Below are 16,829 nucleotides of genomic sequence, written 5' to 3'. Positions count from 1 at the left end.
AATCGCAGGTGCCATGACTGACTCCCGCACCTCGCGCATGACCGGCCTCGGACGGGTCCTGGTCTTCTTCTACGGGCTGCTGGCCCTCGCCGCGACGGGCCGCTCGGTCACGCAGATCCTCACCAAGTTCGACGAGGCACCGGTCGCGTACGCGCTCTCCGCGCTCGCCGCCGTCGTCTACATCGTCGCCACCGTGGCGCTCGTCGCCCCCGCGCGCACCCCGGAGGCCGCCCGCCGCTGGTACCGGATCGCGTTCGCCACCATCGCGTTCGAGCTCGTCGGCGTGCTCGTCGTGGGCACGCTGAGCCTCGTCGACTCCGAGCTCTTCCCGCACGACAGCGTGTGGTCGGTCTACGGCTACGGCTACGTGTTCATCCCGCTCGTGCTGCCGGTCCTCGGCCTCTGGTGGCTCCGTAGCGGCGGCCGCTCGCGCGTGAGCGCCGTCGACGAGCGCCCCGTGCGCGGGGACCGCTGACCGTGCTCGTCGTCCACGACCCGGCCGACGTGCCGGGCGGCTTCGGGCCGAGCGCCGTCACCATCGGCAAGTTCGACGGGGTGCACGCGGGGCACCGCGCGGTCATCCAGGGCCTCCTCGGCATCGCCGCCGACGAGGGCCTCTCCTCCGCCGTCGTCACGTTCGACCGCCATCCGGCCGCGCTCCTCGCGCCCGCCGCGCGCCCGCAGAGCCTCGTCAGCAACCGGCAGAAGATCGAGCTGCTCGCTGAGCTCGGCGTCGACGCGACCCTCATGCTCCCGTTCGACGAGCGGCTCCAGAGGCTGAGCCCCGAGGAGTTCGTCCGCACCGTGCTGGTGGACGCCCTCCGCGCCCGCGTCGTGCTCGTGGGCGAGGACTTCCGCTTCGGCGCGCAGGGCGCGGGCGACGCCGCCACGCTCACGCGGCTCGGCGAGAGCCACGGCTTCCGCACGGTGGTCGTGGGCGACGTGATGCCCGACGGCAGCCGCAAGGTGTCGTCCACGTGGATCCGCGACCTCATGGACCGCGGCGACGTCGAGGCCGCCGCCGAGCTGCTCGGCCGCGCGCCCGCCGTCCGCGGCCTCGTCGTGCACGGCGAGAAGCGCGGCCGCGAGCTGGGCTTCCCCACGGCGAACCTGTCTCCCGAGGCCGAGGGCCTCATCCCCGCCGACGGCGTCTACGCCGGCTGGCTGCGCGACGGCGACCGGACGTACCCGTCCGCCATCTCGGTCGGCACCAACCCGACCTTCGCGGGCGTCCGGCCGCGCGTCGTCGAGGCGTTCGTGCTCGACGAGACGCTCGACCTGTACGACCACGAGGTCGAGGTCGTGTTCGTCGCGCGGATCCGCGGCATGGTCGCGTACGAGGGCCGCGAGCCGCTCATCGCGCAGATGACCGACGACGTGGTGCGCACCCGCGCCGTGCTCGGGGCCTAGGCCGCGCCGGCGGACCTGTCCTCCGGCGTCGCCGCCGCGTCGCCCTGGGGGCGGGGCGTGCGGCCGAAGAGGTACATGATCAGCGTCGACGCGGTCGCCTCGATCGCGGGGCCGTGGCCCACGCTCCAGCCGGCGTCCGACGCGCGCAGCGTGCGCGCCCGCAGCACGCCCCGGATCTGCGCGGGCGCGATCGCGGCGCGCGCCACGGCGACGGCGCCGGTCGCGCGGTGATCGAGTTCCAGGTCCGCCTTCAGCGCGTGCGCGATGTCGAAGGCGTGGACGACCACCTCGAGCAGCTCGGGGAGGCGCTTGCGGCCCTTCCCGGCGCGCTTCTCGGCCGCGATGGCGCGGATCCCGGCCACCAGGTCCTCGGGGGAGCGCGCGGCCTCGTCGGCGCTCAGGTCGTCCATCGCGTGCATGGGGTTGAGGTGCGGGCGGCGGCGCATGGATCCGATCGCCGTGCGCACCATGGCGGCGTTGCTCGCGCCGACGCGCCAGACGATGTGGCCCGCGACGTCGCGCACGGTCCAGCCGTCGCACATGCTCGCGGCCTCCCAGCCGTCGGCGTCCAGGGACGCGAGGAGGTCGGCCGTGCGGTCGAGCACGTCGGCGATCTCCTCGCTCCAGACGCCCGTGACCTTGGCCTCGGGCTCGGTCGGGCGCTGGCTGAGGGGCAGGTGCCGGGAGATCTCGCTCATGGCCGAGAGCCTATTCCGGCCGCCGTAGAATCTGGTGGTGACGACGACTCCCGCAGCTCCCCGTGCGGGCGCGCTCCTCGCCCTGGTCGGCATCGTGCTGGTGGCCCTCAACCTCCGCACCGCCGTCGCGGTCTTCTCGCCGATCGTCGACGAGATCGGCCGCGACGTCCCGCTCGACAGCGTGTCCATCGGCGTGCTCGGCGCGCTGCCGCCCGTCTGCTTCGCGCTGTTCGGCCTCCTCGCGCCCGCGATCTCCCGGCGCCTCGGCCTCGAGCTGACCGTGGTGGTGGGACTCGTCGCGATGGTCGTCGGGCACCTGCTGCGCGCCGGATCCGACACGGTGGTCGTCTTCGGCGTGGGCACGATCCTGTCGCTCGCGGGCATGGGCCTCGGCAACGTGCTCCTGCCGCCGCTCGTGAAGAAGTACTTCCCCGGTCGGATCGGGCCGCTCACCTCGCTCACCACCGTGATGCTGTCCATCAGCACGGGCGTGCCCTCGCTCGTCGCCGCGCCGCTGGCCGACGGCGCGGGCTGGCGCGTCGCCATCGGGGCGTGGGCCGCCGTGGCGGTCGTCGCGCTCGTGCCGTGGGTGGCGCTGCTGGTCAACCACCGTCGCGACACCCGGCGCGAGCGCGCGGCCGCTGCCGCGCTCGACCAGGTGGAGGAGGCGCCGGCTGCCGTCACGGGCCGCGTGTTCCGGTCGCCGGTCGCGTGGGCGCTCGTGGGGATCCAGTCGGCCTCCTCCTTCAACGCCTACGCCATGTTCGCGTGGCTGCCCGCGCTGCTGCAGGAGACCGCCGGTCAGACGGCCGTGGAGTCCGGCGTGCTCCTCGCGGTGTTCGGCTTCATGGGCCTGCCGACGGCGATCGTCATGCCGCTGCTCGCCGCCCGGATGCGGAACGTCGGCATCCTGATCCAGCTCGGCGTCCTCTTCTTCGTCGTCGGCTACGTGGGCCTGCTCGTGGCGCCCGCCGCGGCGCCGCTCCTGTGGGTGGCCGCCGCCGGGCTCGGGCCGCTGCTGTTCCCGCTGGTCTTCGTGCTCATCAACCTGCGCACCCGCACGCACGGGGGAGTGGTCGCGCTCAGCGGCTTCGTGCAGGGCATCGGCTACTCGATCGGCGCGATCGGCCCGCTGATGTTCGGCGTCCTGCACGAGGCGACCGGCGGCTGGACCGTGCCCCTCCTCATGCTCTTCGTCATGGTCGCCGTCGCGTCCGCCGCGGGCTTCTACCTCGCCCGGCCGCGCATGCTCGAGGACACGTGGGACCGCTCGCCCCGCGAGGCCGTGCGCGAGCGCTGACGCCCCCGGATCCGCGCCCCCGCGCCCCGTTCACCTCCCGAGCGCCCGCCGTCCATCCGGCGTCCATCGCTCGTCGCCTTGATTCGGCACCGTAGGAAATCCACTCGCACGGCGACACGGAGGACACGGATGACGAACGACGCACGCACGACGGTGAGCCGCAGGGGCCTGCTGCAGGGGGGCGCGGCCGTCGGCGCCGGCGCCGCGATCGCCGCCCTCGGATCCGCCCCCGCCGCCCGCGCGGCCGGCGCCCCGCCCAAGGTCGGCGGTTACCTCTGGCTCGAGGGCGACCACCACGTCCACACGCTCTTCAGCAACGACGGCAAGTACCGCGTGCGCGACCACATCCGCCAGGCGGTCGCCAACGGCGTGCAGTGGATCGTGCTCACGGACCACGGCAACGCGCCGCACTCCACGAAGGGCAGCGTCGACCAGATCGTGCCGTTCATCGAGGAGGCCCGGAAGGAGTTCGGCTCCGAGATCGTGATCTTCCACGGGCTCGAGTGGAACATCCCCGGCGCGGAGCACGCGACCGTCTTCGTGCACCCGCAGGGCGACGCGATCGGCGTGCTGAAGGAGATCGAGGACCGCTGGGACGCCCGCGTGAAGGGCACCCGCGACGGCACCCCGGCGAACGAGGCGCTCGCGCTCGAGGGGATCCGCTTCCTCGACCAGGCCGTCGCCTCCCGCCGCGTGAAGGACGCCGCGATGCTCCCGAACCACCCCTCGCGCCTCGGCATCGACTCGCCGCACGAGCTGCGCGCCTGGCAGGACGCCGGCCCGCGCGTGGTCCTCGGCATGGAGGGCGCGCCGGGCCACCAGGCCGGCGGCCTCCCCGCGCCGCACAGCACCGTCGGCGCGCGCGGACTCTACGGCAACGCCGCCAGCGCGTACTCGTTCCCCGGCTACCCGGCCGAGTCGTACCGCACGTGGGGCGGCTTCGACTGGGTCACCGCGACGGTCGGCGGCGTGTGGGACTCCATGCTCGCCGAGGGCCGCCGCTTCATCGTCACGGCCACGAGCGACAGCCACAACGTCTACCTCGACACCACCGAGGTCGGCCCCGGCAGCGACTACGACCGCGACGGCCGCATGGTGGATCCCGTCTACCGCGGCGGCGTCGACACCGACGAGAACGACTTCTGGCCGGGCCACTACAGCCGCACGCACGTGGGCGCCGTCCGTCAGGACCACACGTCCGTGCTCGACGCGATCCGCGCCGGACGCGTCTGGGTCGACCACGGCGGGCTCGTCGACTCCATCGACGCGCGGCTCGTCCTCGAGCGGGGCCGCACGATCCCCCTCGGCGGCACGCTCATCGGCAAGCGCGACCGGAAGGTCACGGTGACGGCCGACATCATGACGGCGTCGCGCCCGAACCGCGCCGGCTTCGTGCCCGAGCTCGCGCGCGTGGACGTGATCGTCGGCCGCATCGACGGCCCCGCGGCCGACCGCGACGCGACGACCGCGCCGGCCACGCGCGTCGTCGCGCAGCTCCCCGTCGGGAGCCTCACGGCGATCCCGGGCGGCTACCGCCTGTCGCAGGAGATCGCCGTGCCGGGCGACCGCTTCTACGTGCGCCTCCGCGGCACCGACGGCAAGCGCCAGCAGCCCGGCTTCCTCGGTGCGGCGATCGACCCGGCCGGCCCCGCGATCGACGTGCTGGGCGACGCGGACCCGTGGGAGGACCTGTGGTTCTACACGAGCCCGCTCTACGCCGAGCTGTCCTAGTCGAGCCGTCCTGGCCTAGCGGAGCCGTCCTGGCCGAGGCCGCGTGATGCCGGCGCCGGCCCCGTGGGGTCGGCGCCGGCATCGCCTCAGAAGCTCGGGACCATCTCCCGGCGGTGGACGAGGGCGCCGGCGCCGATGATCGGGCCGTCCGCCGAGAGGCCGGAGGGGACCACGCGCGTCTTGGTGACGAACCCGAACTGCTCGCGGAGCGCGAGGGGCTCGCGGATCATGTCGAAGAGGTCGGGCGTGACGCGGCTGAACCCGCCGCCGATGGCCACGACGTCGAGGTCCACGAGCGAGCTGGCCGAGGCGATGGCGCGGCCGATCGCGAGGCCCGCCCGCCGCACCGCCTGCACCGCGATCCCGTCGCCCGTCCGGTAGCCGTCCGCGAGGTCCTCGCCGGTGGATCCCGTCCAGCCGCGGGCGCGCGCCCAGGCCACGCTCCTCGGTCCCGACGCGATGGCCTCGACGCAGCCCCGGCCGCCGCACGCGCACGGGTCGTCGAACCCGGCGACTTCGACGTGGCCGATGTGGCCCGCGTTGCCCGTGGATCCCGCGGCGGTGCGGCCGCCGAGCACGAGCCCGCCGCCGATCCCCGTGGAGACGATCATGCCCATCACGTGGTCGTGGCCGCGGCCCGCGCCGACCCAGTGCTCGGCGAGCGTGATGGCGAGACCGTCCATCTGGAGGGTGGTGGGCACGTCGGGCGTGAGCTCGGCGACGCGGTCGCGCAGCGGGAAGCCGCGCCAGGCGGCGACGTTGAGCGGCGAGACGAGGCCGCGCCCCACGTCGACGGGGCCGGCGGCCGCGACGCCCGTGCCGATGAGCCGGGCGTCGTCGGGAAGGGCGTCGAGCGCCCGGCGGGCGACCCCGAGGACGGCGTCGAGCAGCTCGTCGGCGGATCGCTCCTGCCCCGTCGGCCCGCGGAACCGGCTGCCCTCGAGCACGCGGCCCGCGTCGTCCACGAGCGCCGACTCGACCTTGGTGCCGCCGAAGTCGACGGCGAGCGCGAGCGTGCGAGGCATCTTCGTCCTGTCCCGGCCCCGGATCCGCCCGTCGGCCGGCGTCCAGGATACGGGCGGGCCCGCGGCCGGCCCGGGACGCGCGGTCGCCCTCCGCGCGGCCGCGCCCCGCGTCGCCCTGACACCTGTGTGGAATTCGCCGCCCGCACCCGCGGTCCGCGCCTAGGCTCTGCACGTGGATCCCGATCACACCCCCGGACAGGCCCCGCGCGAGGCCTCCGACCCGCGCGCCGACGGCATGTCCGGCCGGCGCGGCGGCGCCCCCGCCCTGGAGCACACCGACGCGGCCGAGGCCCGCCTCGCCTCCCGCGAGCTCGACGAGGGGATGCCCGACTCCGCCGGCCTCGACGACGACCGGGGCGTCGACCGCACCCGGTTCCCTGCCCTGCCCGGCGCCGTCCTCTCCGCGGCCAGCGAGTCCACCGTCTACCTCCCGTACGAGTTCGTCTTCCGCCGGCTCATCGACCTCCCCGCCCTCATCGTGTGGGACGCGGTCTCCGACGCCGACATGGTCTCCGGCTGGCTCGCCGAGGCGTCCATCGAGCCCGGGGACGGCGGCGAGTTCTGGTTCGAGTGGATGAGCGTGCCCGACCGCAGCCTCGCCTCCGCGTCCGGCGGCGTGGTCACGCGCTTCGAGGAGGGGCGGGCCATCGACTACACGTTCGTGCACGAGGGCGAGGTCACGGCCCGCTTCCTCATCCGCCTCCAGGAGGTGCCCGGCGGTCCGCGCGACCGGCAGACGGAGCTCGGCGTCACCGTCTCCGGCTTCCTCCCCGCCGGCATCGCGAACATCCTGAAGGCCAGCTGGCGCCTGCACCTCGACCTGCTCGAGGACCTGGTCCACGGCCGACCGGTCGACTGGTCCACGTGCGAGGCCGAGCACGGGGCGACCTGGCGGCGCTACCTCGCCGAGCTCGAGTCCGCCGAGGGCTGATCCCGCAGGCGGCGCCCACCGCCCGTCCCGGCGCCTGGGAGCCGCTTGCCAGACTGATTGCCTAGCGTGAGGGAATGACTTCGCCGAGCGCCGCCTCCCGTCTCGCCCTCGTGACCGGAGCGACGGGCTACATCGGCGGTCGGCTCGTGCCCCGCCTCCTCGAGGCCGGCTTCCGGGTGCGCGTGCTCGTCCGGGATCCCCGCCGCCTCACCGACGTGCCCTGGCGCGACGACGTGGAGGTGGTGCGCGGGGACCTCTCCGACCCGGCGACGCTCGGTCCGGCGGTCGACGGCGTCGACGTCCTCTACTACCTCGTGCACGGCATGGGCTCCCGGGGCGACTTCGCCTCGTCCGAGCGCGCATCCGCCGAGCACGTCGCCACCGCCGCGAAGGCCGCGGGCGTGGGCCGCATCGTCTACCTCGGCGGCCTGCACCCCGACACCGACGAGCTCTCGAAGCACCTCGCCAGCCGCAAGGCCGTCGGCGACGTCCTGCTCGCGAGCGGCGTGCCGACCATCGCGTTCCAGGCGGGCGTGGTCATCGGATCCGGCTCCACGTCGTTCGAGATGATCCGCCACCTCACCGAGGTCCTGCCCTTCATGCCCGCGCCCGGCTGGGTGCGCAACTTCATCCAGCCGATCGCGATCCGCGACGTGCTCTACTACCTCGTCGCCGCGGCCGACCTGCCCGACGACCTCAACCGCACCTTCGACATCGGCGGGCCCGACGTGCTCCGCTACGGCCAGATGATGAACGGCTACGCGGTCGAGGCGGGCCTCCCGCAGCGGCCCATCGCGTCCATCCCGATCTTCGCGCCGCGCCTGGCCGCGCACTGGGTGAACGTCGTCACGCCCATCCCGCGCACGCTGGCCGTGCCGATCATCGAGTCGCTCCAGTACGACTGCGTGATGGGCGAGCACGACATCTCCACCTACATCCCGGAGCCCGAGGGCGGCCTGACGGGATACCGCCGCTCCGTGCGCCTCGCGCTCGGCCGCATGCGCGACGGCGTCGTCGAGACCAGCTGGAAGGACTCCGCCGTCGTCGGCGCGCCCAGCGACCTGCTGCCGAGCGACCCCGAGTGGTCCGGCCACACCGTGTACCTCGACCTCAAGGAGCGCGCGACCGACGCGGCGCCCGAGGACCTCTGGGCCGTGATCGAGTCGATCGGCGGCGAGAACGGCTGGTACTCGCTGCCGGTCGCCTGGGCCGCCCGCGGCTGGATGGACAAGCTCGTGGGCGGCGTGGGCCTCCGCCGCGGCCGCCGCAGCGCGACGACCCTGCAGACCGGCGACGCGCTCGACTTCTGGCGCGTCGAGCACATCGAGCGCGGATCATCGCTGCGTCTGCGCGCCGAGATGAAGCTGCCGGGCGAGGCGTGGCTGGAGCTCAGCTCCACGCCGCGCGAGGGCGGCGGCAGCGACTACCGGCAGCGCGCGATCTTCTTCCCGTCCGGGCTCGCGGGCCGGCTCTACTGGTTCTCGATCCTGCCCTTCCACGGCGTCATCTTCACGTCGATGGCCACGCGCATCACCGCGAAGGCGCTCGCCGCGACGAGGCGCCGCGAGGCCGGGCGTCCCCTCGAGGGGGCCGCACGGTGAGCCGGCGGATCAGGGCCCCGCGCATCGGCCTGATCCTCCTCACCCTCGTGGGCATCGCCCTCGCGTCGGCCGGTCTCGCGACCGCGGTGACGATGAGCGCGTCCGCGCCCGTGCAGGCCCGGGTCGATCTCGCGATCGTCCCGGGCGACGAGGCCGCCCCGCAGCGGACCCCGGCCGCGGACAGCACGCCCGACCCCGCGGCGACGGAGGCGTGGCGTCCCGTGCCGGTGGACGCGGCCGGCGACCGGAGCATCACCGACCTCACGGGCGGCGCCGCGTCGCGCGTCACGATCGACGTGCTCGGCATGCCCATGAGCCCCGGGCAGGCGGGCGCGCTCGTCGCCGCGATCCTGTCGCTCCCGCTCCTCATCGCGGTCGCCCTCCTCGTGCTGTCGCCCCGCCGGCGTCGCTGGTGGCGCCGCCTGTCCCGTCGCCAGCACGGGTGAGACGGGCGCGCACCCGGTGACATGCCGGGGCGCGGGGACCATGATGGGCACGACGAGAGGTGGATCCATGGCACCGCGCACGCGCACGACCGTCCTCCTGGGCGACAGCCTCACGGGGGACGGCGGCTGGGGCGCCATCGTCCCCGGTCCCGACGCCGACGCCGGGGAGGCGGGGATCGTCGACCTCGGTCGCGCCGGCCAGACCACGGACGACGTGCTCGCGCTCCTGCCGGAGGCGGTGGCCGCGGATCCGTCGACGGTCGTGGTCTCGTGCGGCACGCACGACCTCGGCGCCGCGCGCCGGGGACCCGAGGCGACCGTGCGCGCCCTGGAGACGATCCTCGCCCACCTCCGCCGCGACCTGCCGACCGCCCGCGTGATCGTGCTCTCGGTGCCGCCGCGGGGGCGGGAGCACGCCGAGCGGATCCGCGTCGTCAACGTGCACATCCGCCAGTACGCGCCCGCGGTGCGCGCCGAGCACGTCGACCTGTGGCCCGCCCTGGGCTTCGGCGACGGCGAGCTCGACCCCACCCTCACCGACGACCGCCTGCACCTCACCGAGGACGGCGCGGCCGCGGTCCGCGCGGTCCTCGCGCCCGTGCTCGCCGCGCCGCAGGACGGCGACGACGCGGCCGACGCTACCGGGGACGCGGCCCGCTCCTAGCGGTCCGCGGCGTCCGGTCCGGGTGACCGCAGCGGACCCACGCCGGCCAGGACCACCCCGAGCTTGCGCCGCCACCAGTCGCGCGGCGTGGCAGCGGATCCGATCGACACCTGGCCGGCGAACCGCGCGGTGACGCGGTCCATGGTGCCCAGGGCGTCGCGCTGGGCCTCCTCCTCGCGTGCGTGCAGCGCGTCCGGCGCGCCCGAGGAGTGCGCGGGCCCGCCGCGTCGGGACGCGTGGGGCGCGGCCTCGGCGTCGGCCGCGTGGTCGGCGGCGATCCCGTCCGCGGCCAGGGCGAGAAGCCCGCGCCCCATGGCGGCGGGGAGCGTGGCGTCCACGATCGGCGACGACGACGCGGGCCGCTCGGCCTCGCCGCCGCCCGCGGCGAGCACGCGCTCCCAACCGACGTAGGACTCGACCGCGATGTCGAGCACGATGTCGAGGGCGAGCACGGCCTCCGCCTCGGCGAAGCCCATGCGGGTGAGGTCGCGGATCGCCCCGGTGAAGCGCAGGACGACCTGGTCCGGGGCGGTGTCGAGGTGGTGGATCGCGCTCGCGAGGCCGGGGTGCCGGTCGTACATGTCCCAGACGCGCTCCACGGCCTGCTCGAGGTAGGTGCGCCAGGACGAGTCGTCGGGGGCGGCGAGCACGTCGGCGGGGAAGTCGGGGACCTCGGGCCAGTCCATCCGCGCGATGGCGGTGTCGCAGGCGAGGAGGACGATGTCGTCGCGGCTGGCGACGTGCCGGTACAGCGTCGAGTGGTCGACGCCCAGCCGGTGGGCGAGCGAGGTGAGGGTGAGGGTGCTGAGGCCGACCTCGAGCGCCGCCTCCGCGATGGACCTCCGCGAGACGCGCGCGGGCCTCCCGACCCGACCGGCTCGCCGCTCCATGGCGTCGATCCTACCGCGACGACACCAGGGGTTTGGGCCCAAAGGATCCCGCGGCACGTGACCGCGGCGGACCGGGAGGGCCGCGCGTCACGGCTCCGTCGGCCGGCGCCGCGAGCCGCCGCGGCTAGCGTGGGAGCATGCCCGACAACCGCACCCCCTTCTCCGAGCTCGACGACTTCATCGCCCTCCCGCGCCTCGGCGGCCTCGTGCTCTCGCCCGACGGACGCCGCGCGGTGCTCACCGTCACGACCCTCGACGCCGCGCGGACCGGCTACCGGCACGCCCTCTGGGTCGTTCCCGCAGCAGGCGGCGGCGTGCCGCAGCGCCTCACCCGCTCGGCGAAGAGCGAGGCGGGCGCGGCCTTCACCGCGACCGGCGACCTCCTCTTCGTCTCCTCCCGGCCCGACGCCGACGACGCCGACGGGAAGGACGCCGCGCAGCTGTGGATCCTCCCGGCGGGCGGCGGCGAGGCCCGCGCGCTGACCCGGCTGGCGGGCGGCGTGGACGGCATCGCGGCCGTCGCGCGGGACGCGGCCACGGTGATCCTGCAGGCGCCGCTGCTGCCCGGATCCGATTCCCTCGAGGCCGACGCGGTGGCGCGGAGGAAGCGCGCCGACCTCCAGGTGAACGCGATCCTGCACGAGAGCTACCCCGTCCGCTACTGGGACCACGACCTCGGCCCCGACGAGCCGCACCTCCTCGCGCTCGACCTCGCCGACGCGCTCGTCGAGGAGCCCGCGCGGCCCACGACGGCCGACGCGGCCACGGCGCTCGCCGCCGAGGCCGCGACCGAGGACGGCGGATCCGCGGCCGGCGCTCCCGCCGCCACCGCGCAGCCGTACCCGACCTCCCTGCCGCGCCCGCGCGACCTCACCCCGCGGCCGGGCCGGACCCTCGACCACGCCGCCGCCGCGCTGTCGCCGGACGGCCGCACGCTCGTCGTCGCGGTCGGCGTGAAGGAGCGCCGCGGCTTCCGCCAGGCGCTCGTGTCGATCGACGTCGCCCAGGGGGAGCGCACGACGCTCCTCGACGTGCCCGACGCGGACATCGAGTCGCCCGCCATCAGCCCCGACGGCGCGCTGCTCGCCTACGTGCGCACCGACCGCGCCACGCCCGCCGCCCCGACGCAGCAGGAGATCTGGGTCTCCGCGGTCGACGGATCCGACGCCCGCCGCGTCGCGGCGGAGTGGGACCGCTGGCCGTCGTCGCTGCGCTTCGACGCGGACTCCGAGGCGCTCGTCGTCACGGCCGACCAGGACGGGCGCGGGCCCGTGTTCCGCATCGGCCTCGACGGCGCGGTGACGCAGCTCACGACCGACGACCACTCCTACACGGACGTGCAGGTCGACCGCGAGACGGGCGACGTGCTCGCCCTCCGCTCCTCGTGGATGGCGCCCGCGCACCCCGTGCGCGTGTCGGCCGCCGACGGATCCGTCACGGAGCTCGCGACGCCCGCCCCGGTCCCGGCGACGACCGGCACCATGACCGAGGTCGAGACGACGGCCGCCGACGGCGCCCGCGTGCGCGGCTGGCTGATGCTGCCGGAGGGCGCGTCGGCGGAGGCGCCCGCGCCGCTGCTGCTGTGGATCCACGGCGGCCCGCTCAACAGCTGGAACGCGTGGAGCTGGCGCTGGACGCCGCAGGTGATGGTGGCCCGCGGCTACGCGGTGCTGCTGCCGGATCCCGCGCTCAGCACCGGCTACGGCCTCGACTTCATCGCGCGCGGCTGGGACGCCTGGGGCGAGGCGCCGTTCACCGACCTCATGTCGATCACCGACGCGGTCGAGGCGCGCGACGACATCGACCAGACGCGCACGGCCGCGCTGGGCGGCTCGTTCGGCGGCTACATGGCCAACTGGGTCGCGGGGCACACCGACCGGTTCCGCGCGATCGTCAGCCACGCGAGCCTGTGGGCGCTCGACCAGTTCGGACCGACGACCGACTCGTCGCAGTACTGGCAGAGCATCTTCTCGGCCGAGGGCCTCGACCGGAGCTCGCCGCACCACTCGGTGCGCGACATCGTGACGCCCATGCTCGTGATCCACGGCGACCGCGACTACCGCGTGCCCGTGGGCGAGAGCCTGCGCCTCTGGTCGGAGCTCGCGGAGCACCACGCGGCCGACGACGGCACGACGCCGCACCGGTTCCTGGTCTTCCCGGACGAGAACCACTGGATCCTGAAGCCGCAGCAGTCCGTGGTCTGGTACCGGACGGTGCTCGCGTTCCTCGACCAGCACGTGCACGGGAAGGACTGGGTGCGGCCCGAGGTCCTCGGCTGACGGAGACGGGTCCGGGCGCTCGCGTGCGCGCCCGGACCCGCCGACGGCCGGCGCGTCAGAGGCGGAAGGGGTTCCAGCCCAGCGCCGCGAGCAGGTACCAGGCCGTGGCACCCGTGTGCAGGCTCGCGTCGTACGTGTCGCCGAAGCCCGTGACCAGGCCGTCGCTCGAGGCCGCCACGAGCCCGAGCCCGTCCGCGTTCGGGGCGGCGGCCTGCGCCCGCTCGAGGGTGGCCATGAGGTCCGCGTAGCGCGCCGGATCCCCGGAGGCGCCGCGTGCCCGCACCGCCAGCGCGAGGTGCGCCGTGCCCTCGAACCACACCTTCGACCGGCCGGCGGAGCTGTACGACGATCCGCTGAACCCGCCGTCGGTCGCGGCGAGCTGGCCGATCACCCACGTCACGGCCGGCGAGTACGCGCTGCTGCCCGTGGCGAGGTAGGCCCAGTTCTGCACGTCGCCCGGGATGGGCGTGCGGTTGATCGTCGTGCCGTCGACGTCCGTGCCCGTCCAGAGGTGCCCGTCGCCGCCGTCCCTCATCGCCTGGATGAAGGAGGACGCCGTCGCCGCGCGCCCCGTCCACGCGGCGTCGCCCGTGAGCGTCGCGAGCATGGTGAAGAACGCGAGGACGTCGATGGCGTGCTCCGTGGACTTGAACGCGTACGGCACGTCGGACCCGTCGCGCCCGCCGGTGTAGCCGTACGGGGCGCGCGTCGTGTCGAGCGTGTTCGTGCGGATCCAGTCGCCGAGCCGCACCGCCCCCGCGAGGAAGCGGCTCTGCCCGGTCGCGCGTCCCAGGCGCGCGAGGGCCATGCCCACCCACGCCTGGTTGCCCGTGTTCGCCGCGGGGGAGCCGATGTAGGGCGCCCCGCTCGCGGTGATGAAGGGATCCGGCTGGTACGAGGCGCGCGTGCGCCCGTCGCCGATCGGGTCGTGCGCCTGCGCGTACAGCAGGGAGTCGCCGAGCACGGTCGCGCGCCGGAGGTCGTCCGCGGTGCCGCGGGCGACCCAGGCGAGGATCATGATGGCGTCGTCGTACGCGAAGCTCGACACGAAGCCCGCGGCGCCCTGCTTCCCGCCCGTGTAGCTCTGCGGGACGCGGAGCGTGGATCCGCTGCCGCGCTGGTCGAGCTTCTCCGCGAGGAACCCGAAGGCGTTCGTGACGGACGCGGCGGACGGGACGGCGGCGGCCGCCGCCCGGGCCGCGGACGCGCCGGACGGGAGCGGAGCGGTCGCGGCGAGCCCGGCGATCCCGAGGCCGGCGACCCCGAGGACGGCGGCGCGGCGGGAGATCGTCCCCCGGCCGTCGACCCCGCCGCCCGTGCAGGGGCCGCTCATCGGGACCGGGGTCCGCCGAGGCGGAACGGGTTGGTGAGGGTGGCCGCGAGGAGGAACCACGCGGTCGCGCCGGTGTGCAGGCTCGCGTAGTAGATGTCGCCGAAGCCCGTGTCGAGGCCGTCGCTCGAGGCGGAGACCACGCCCTTCCCGTCGCCGTTCGGCTGCTCCGCCTGTGCGACCTCGATGCTGCGGAACAGCTCGATCGCGCGGGCCCTGTCGCCGGGCGCGCGGCGGATGCGGAAGCAGAGGGCGAGGTGCCCGGATCCCTCGAACCACACCTTGCTGGTGTCGGTGTCGCTGTACGAGGGCCCCGTGTACGGGCCGTCGACGGCGGACAGCTCCGCGACGACCCAGTCGAGCGACGGGGAGTAGCGCGCGTCGAGGGTCGCGAGGTAGGCCCACGTCTGGACGTCCTCGGGGACGACCGTGCGGTTGATCGTGACGCCGTCGGGGTCGGTGCCCGTCCAGAGGTGCCCGTCGGACGGATCCTGCATGGCCTCGACGAAGGACCGCGCGATCGCGGCGTCCGCGGCCCAGGACGCGTCCCGGGTGAGGGTCGCGAGCTGCGTGAAGAAGCCCGTGACGTCGATGTTGTGCTCGGTCGACTTGAACGTGATCGGCTCGTCGTCGGCGTTCCGTCCGCCCGTGAAGCCGTACGGGGCGCGGGCGGTGTCGGTGGCGTTCGCGCGGATCCACTCCCCGAGCCGCACCGCCCCGTCGAGGAAGCGCCGCTGCCCGGTGACGCGGAACAGCCGTGCGAGCGCCATGCCGACCCAGCTCTGGTTGCCGGTGTAGGCGGCGGGCGAGCCGATGTCGAGGTCCCCGGACGGAGCCCCCGTGGCCGGGAAGGTGTCCGGCTGGTACGAGGCGCGGGTGCGGCCGTCGCCGATGGGGTCGTTCGCCTGCACGAACAGGAGCGCGTCGCCGAGGACGGTGGCGCGGCGGACGTCGGCGCGGGATCCGCGGCCGAGGTAGGCGAGGATCACGAGCGCGTCGTCGTACGCGAAGGACGACACGAAGTCGAAGGTCGGCGTGGTGAAGAAGCCGCCCTGGTAGCTGCGCGGGAGCCGGAGCTGGTCGCCGGTCGCGTACTCGTCGACGCGGCCGTCGAGGAACTCGTAGGCGGCCGCGGCGCTGCGCATCAGCGAGCGCGACGCGGCGGGCGATCCGAGGTCCGGGGCGCCGAGCAGCGGGCCGGACGCGGACGCCGCCCGCGGGGCCAGGAGGGCGCCGCCGAGGGCGGCGACGGCGGCGGATCCGCCGAGGAGGGTGCGCCGGCTGAGCGGCGCGTGCGGGCCGTCGGGGACGGGGCGCGGGGTGGGGCCGTGGTCGTTCATGTCATCTCTCCATCTTCGTCGATCGGGGATTCCAGGGGTGGGGCGGTGGTGCGGGTGGGGCGGTGGTGCGGGTCAGCGGCCGAGGGGCCGGTCGAGCTCGCGGGCCGGGCGCAGCAGGGCGGCTCCCACGGACGCGGCGGGCAGGTCCGGGGGGAGGAGGCGGACGCGGTCGGGGATGCCGAGGCTCCCGAGGAAGGGGGAGGTGGCGGCCTGCCGGTCGAGCACGCCGAGCACGTCCTCGAGCAGGGGCGCGCCGAGCCGGCTGACGCCGCCGCCCACGACCACGGCGTCGACGTCGACCGTGAGCACGAGGATCCGGACGGCCGCGGCGATGCCCTCGGCCAGGCGCCGGCGGATTGCGACGGCGAGCGGGTCGCCCTGCTCGGACGCGCGGAGCACCTCGACCGCGGCGTGCGCGCCCGTGCCGTGCCACTGCCGGGCGATGCCCCCGCCGGAGGCCATGGTCTCGAGGCAGCCGCGCTGGCCGCAGGGGCAGGGGAGGCCGGCCGGGTCGACCTGCACGTGGCCGATCTCGCCCGCGCCGCCGCGCGCGCCGCGGCGCAGGACGCCGTCGGTGACGATGCCGGCGGCGAGGCCGGTGCCGACGTTGAGGTAGGCGAGGGATCCGCGGAGGTCGAGCAGCCGGGAGACCCCGACCGCGGCGGCGTTCACGTCGTTCTCCAGCGCCACCGGGACGCCGAGGAGGCCCTCCAGCTCGACGCCGAAGGGGAAGCCGTCGATGCCGAGGTTGACGGCGTGCTGCACGGTGCCGGTCGCGGGATCGACCATGCCGGGGATGCCGACGCCGACGGAGGTGACGGCGGGGGAGCCGAGCCCGGCGACGAGCTCGTCGACCGCGGCGGCCGCGTTGGCCAGCACCTCGGCGGCCCCGTGGCCCGCGGGGCGGCGGAGGGAGCCGACCACGGCGTCGTCGGCGTCGACGGCGACCGCCTCGACCTTGGTGCCGCCGATGTCGAGTCCGATGCGCACCGGTGTCCCTCCTGCGGCGTCCGGAGCGCCGGTATCCGGCGGGGGCGCCGGCGCCGCGTTCGTTAGTAAACATTACAAATCCGACGGCCACAAGGTCCGGATCCGGAGGATGGGGACCGAGGGCCGTGTTTCCGGGAGATTTCGCGGACAGATCCCGCGGGATCGCTTGACACCCGTTTGTAAGGAGGATTTAC

The 16,829-nt window shown here is 75.0% G+C and carries 15 protein-coding genes; 9 read left to right on the top strand and 6 right to left on the bottom strand.

What is annotated here, in order from left to right; genetic code table 11:
• Window positions 1-13 precede the first annotated feature (13 nt).
• Window positions 14-475 (top strand): hypothetical protein, encoded by a 462-nt coding sequence (locus BFL37_RS07625; protein WP_086514540.1) that lies wholly within the window; start codon window positions 14-16, stop codon window positions 473-475.
• Window positions 476-477: 2 nt separating this feature from the next.
• Window positions 478-1,410: a bifunctional riboflavin kinase/FAD synthetase gene (locus BFL37_RS07620; RefSeq protein WP_086514539.1), complete on the top strand. Its 933-nt coding sequence runs from the start codon at window positions 478-480 to the stop codon at window positions 1,408-1,410.
• Here BFL37_RS07620 and BFL37_RS07615 read toward each other — a convergent pair.
• Window positions 1,407-2,108, bottom strand: coding sequence for a maleylpyruvate isomerase family mycothiol-dependent enzyme (locus tag BFL37_RS07615; protein WP_086514538.1), 702 nt, complete (start codon window positions 2,106-2,108; stop codon window positions 1,407-1,409). The two genes, BFL37_RS07620 and BFL37_RS07615, sit on opposite strands and share 4 nt — an antisense overlap.
• 37 nt (window positions 2,109-2,145) lie before the next feature.
• On the opposite strand from BFL37_RS07615, the gene BFL37_RS07610 reads away from it, so the two are divergent.
• Window positions 2,146-3,408, top strand: a complete 1,263-nt coding sequence (locus BFL37_RS07610) for an MFS transporter (protein ID WP_241533907.1) — start codon at window positions 2,146-2,148, stop codon at window positions 3,406-3,408.
• Window positions 3,409-3,537: 129 nt separating this feature from the next.
• Complete coding sequence (locus BFL37_RS07605; protein WP_086514536.1) at window positions 3,538-5,139, top strand: PHP domain-containing protein; 1,602 nt, start codon at window positions 3,538-3,540, stop codon at window positions 5,137-5,139.
• Between the two features lie 86 nt (window positions 5,140-5,225).
• Here the strand turns inward: BFL37_RS07605 and BFL37_RS07600 are convergent, their stop codons facing one another.
• Entirely contained in the window at window positions 5,226-6,164 is a 939-nt protein-coding gene (locus BFL37_RS07600; protein ID WP_086514535.1) for an ROK family protein, read from the bottom strand.
• A 172-nt stretch (window positions 6,165-6,336) separates the two neighbouring features.
• Here BFL37_RS07600 and BFL37_RS07595 point away from each other — a divergent pair, with 172 nt between their 5' ends.
• The 4 genes from BFL37_RS07595 (at window position 6,337) to BFL37_RS07580 (ending at window position 9,806) form a co-directional block, all read left to right on the top strand.
• A complete protein-coding gene (locus BFL37_RS07595) occupies window positions 6,337-7,095 on the top strand; it encodes an SRPBCC family protein (RefSeq protein ID WP_086514534.1) in 759 nt (252 codons plus the stop codon).
• Window positions 7,096-7,169: 74 nt separating this feature from the next.
• Window positions 7,170-8,696, top strand: a complete 1,527-nt coding sequence (locus tag BFL37_RS07590) for an SDR family oxidoreductase (RefSeq protein WP_086514533.1) — start codon at window positions 7,170-7,172, stop codon at window positions 8,694-8,696.
• Window positions 8,693-9,142 carry a hypothetical protein gene (locus BFL37_RS07585; protein ID WP_086514532.1) on the top strand — a complete coding sequence of 150 codons (450 nt, stop codon included), beginning with the start codon at window positions 8,693-8,695 and terminating at the stop codon, window positions 9,140-9,142. The genes BFL37_RS07590 and BFL37_RS07585 overlap by 4 nt, the downstream gene beginning before the upstream one ends.
• A 67-nt stretch (window positions 9,143-9,209) precedes the next feature.
• Entirely contained in the window at window positions 9,210-9,806 is a 597-nt protein-coding gene (locus BFL37_RS07580) for a GDSL-type esterase/lipase family protein (protein ID WP_241533906.1), read from the top strand.
• On the opposite strand, the gene BFL37_RS07575 is transcribed toward BFL37_RS07580, so the two are convergent.
• Complete coding sequence (locus tag BFL37_RS07575) at window positions 9,803-10,696, bottom strand: TetR/AcrR family transcriptional regulator (RefSeq protein WP_086514530.1); 894 nt, start codon at window positions 10,694-10,696, stop codon at window positions 9,803-9,805. The genes BFL37_RS07580 and BFL37_RS07575 overlap by 4 nt on opposite strands.
• Window positions 10,697-10,833: 137 nt before the next feature.
• Between BFL37_RS07575 and BFL37_RS07570 the strand changes: the two genes are divergently transcribed.
• Window positions 10,834-12,975, top strand: a complete 2,142-nt coding sequence (locus tag BFL37_RS07570) for a S9 family peptidase (protein ID WP_086514529.1) — start codon at window positions 10,834-10,836, stop codon at window positions 12,973-12,975.
• A 55-nt stretch (window positions 12,976-13,030) separates the two neighbouring features.
• Here BFL37_RS07570 and BFL37_RS07565 read toward each other — a convergent pair whose 3' ends face one another.
• The 3 genes from BFL37_RS07565 to BFL37_RS07555 all read right to left on the bottom strand — a co-directional run bounded on the left by BFL37_RS07565 (window position 13,031) and on the right by BFL37_RS07555 (window position 16,635).
• Window positions 13,031-14,308, bottom strand: coding sequence for a hypothetical protein (locus BFL37_RS07565; RefSeq protein ID WP_086514528.1), 1,278 nt, complete (start codon window positions 14,306-14,308; stop codon window positions 13,031-13,033).
• Window positions 14,305-15,645 (bottom strand): hypothetical protein, encoded by a 1,341-nt coding sequence (locus tag BFL37_RS07560; RefSeq protein WP_086514527.1) that lies wholly within the window; start codon window positions 15,643-15,645, stop codon window positions 14,305-14,307. Before BFL37_RS07560 ends, BFL37_RS07565 begins: the two co-directional genes overlap by 4 nt.
• 72 nt (window positions 15,646-15,717) lie before the next feature.
• Window positions 15,718-16,635 carry an ROK family protein gene (locus tag BFL37_RS07555; protein WP_086514526.1) on the bottom strand — a complete coding sequence of 306 codons (918 nt, stop codon included), beginning with the start codon at window positions 16,633-16,635 and terminating at the stop codon, window positions 15,718-15,720.
• Window positions 16,636-16,829: the final 194 nt, after the last annotated feature.

The sequence above is a fragment of the Clavibacter michiganensis genome (assembly GCF_002151125.1).
GTDB lineage: Bacteria > Actinomycetota > Actinomycetes > Actinomycetales > Microbacteriaceae > Clavibacter > Clavibacter michiganensis_C.
This window is presented reverse-complemented; position numbering and strand designations above follow the sequence as displayed.

Excerpts from the sequence above, each read along its gene's own strand:
- BFL37_RS07625 (WP_086514540.1), top strand. The coding sequence starts at position 14 with ATGACTGACTCCCGCACCTCGCGCATGACCGGCCTCGGACGGGTCCTG.
- BFL37_RS07615 (WP_086514538.1), bottom strand. The coding sequence starts at position 2,108 with ATGAGCGAGATCTCCCGGCACCTGCCCCTCAGCCAGCGCCCGACCGAG.
- BFL37_RS07605 (WP_086514536.1), top strand. The coding sequence starts at position 3,538 with ATGACGAACGACGCACGCACGACGGTGAGCCGCAGGGGCCTGCTGCAG.
- BFL37_RS07600 (WP_086514535.1), bottom strand. The coding sequence starts at position 6,164 with ATGCCTCGCACGCTCGCGCTCGCCGTCGACTTCGGCGGCACCAAGGTC.
- BFL37_RS07590 (WP_086514533.1), top strand. The coding sequence starts at position 7,170 with ATGACTTCGCCGAGCGCCGCCTCCCGTCTCGCCCTCGTGACCGGAGCG.
- BFL37_RS07580 (WP_241533906.1), top strand. The coding sequence starts at position 9,210 with ATGGCACCGCGCACGCGCACGACCGTCCTCCTGGGCGACAGCCTCACG.
- BFL37_RS07575 (WP_086514530.1), bottom strand. The coding sequence starts at position 10,696 with ATGGAGCGGCGAGCCGGTCGGGTCGGGAGGCCCGCGCGCGTCTCGCGG.
- BFL37_RS07570 (WP_086514529.1), top strand. The coding sequence starts at position 10,834 with ATGCCCGACAACCGCACCCCCTTCTCCGAGCTCGACGACTTCATCGCC.
- BFL37_RS07565 (WP_086514528.1), bottom strand. The coding sequence starts at position 14,308 with ATGAGCGGCCCCTGCACGGGCGGCGGGGTCGACGGCCGGGGGACGATC.
- BFL37_RS07560 (WP_086514527.1), bottom strand. The coding sequence starts at position 15,645 with ATGAACGACCACGGCCCCACCCCGCGCCCCGTCCCCGACGGCCCGCAC.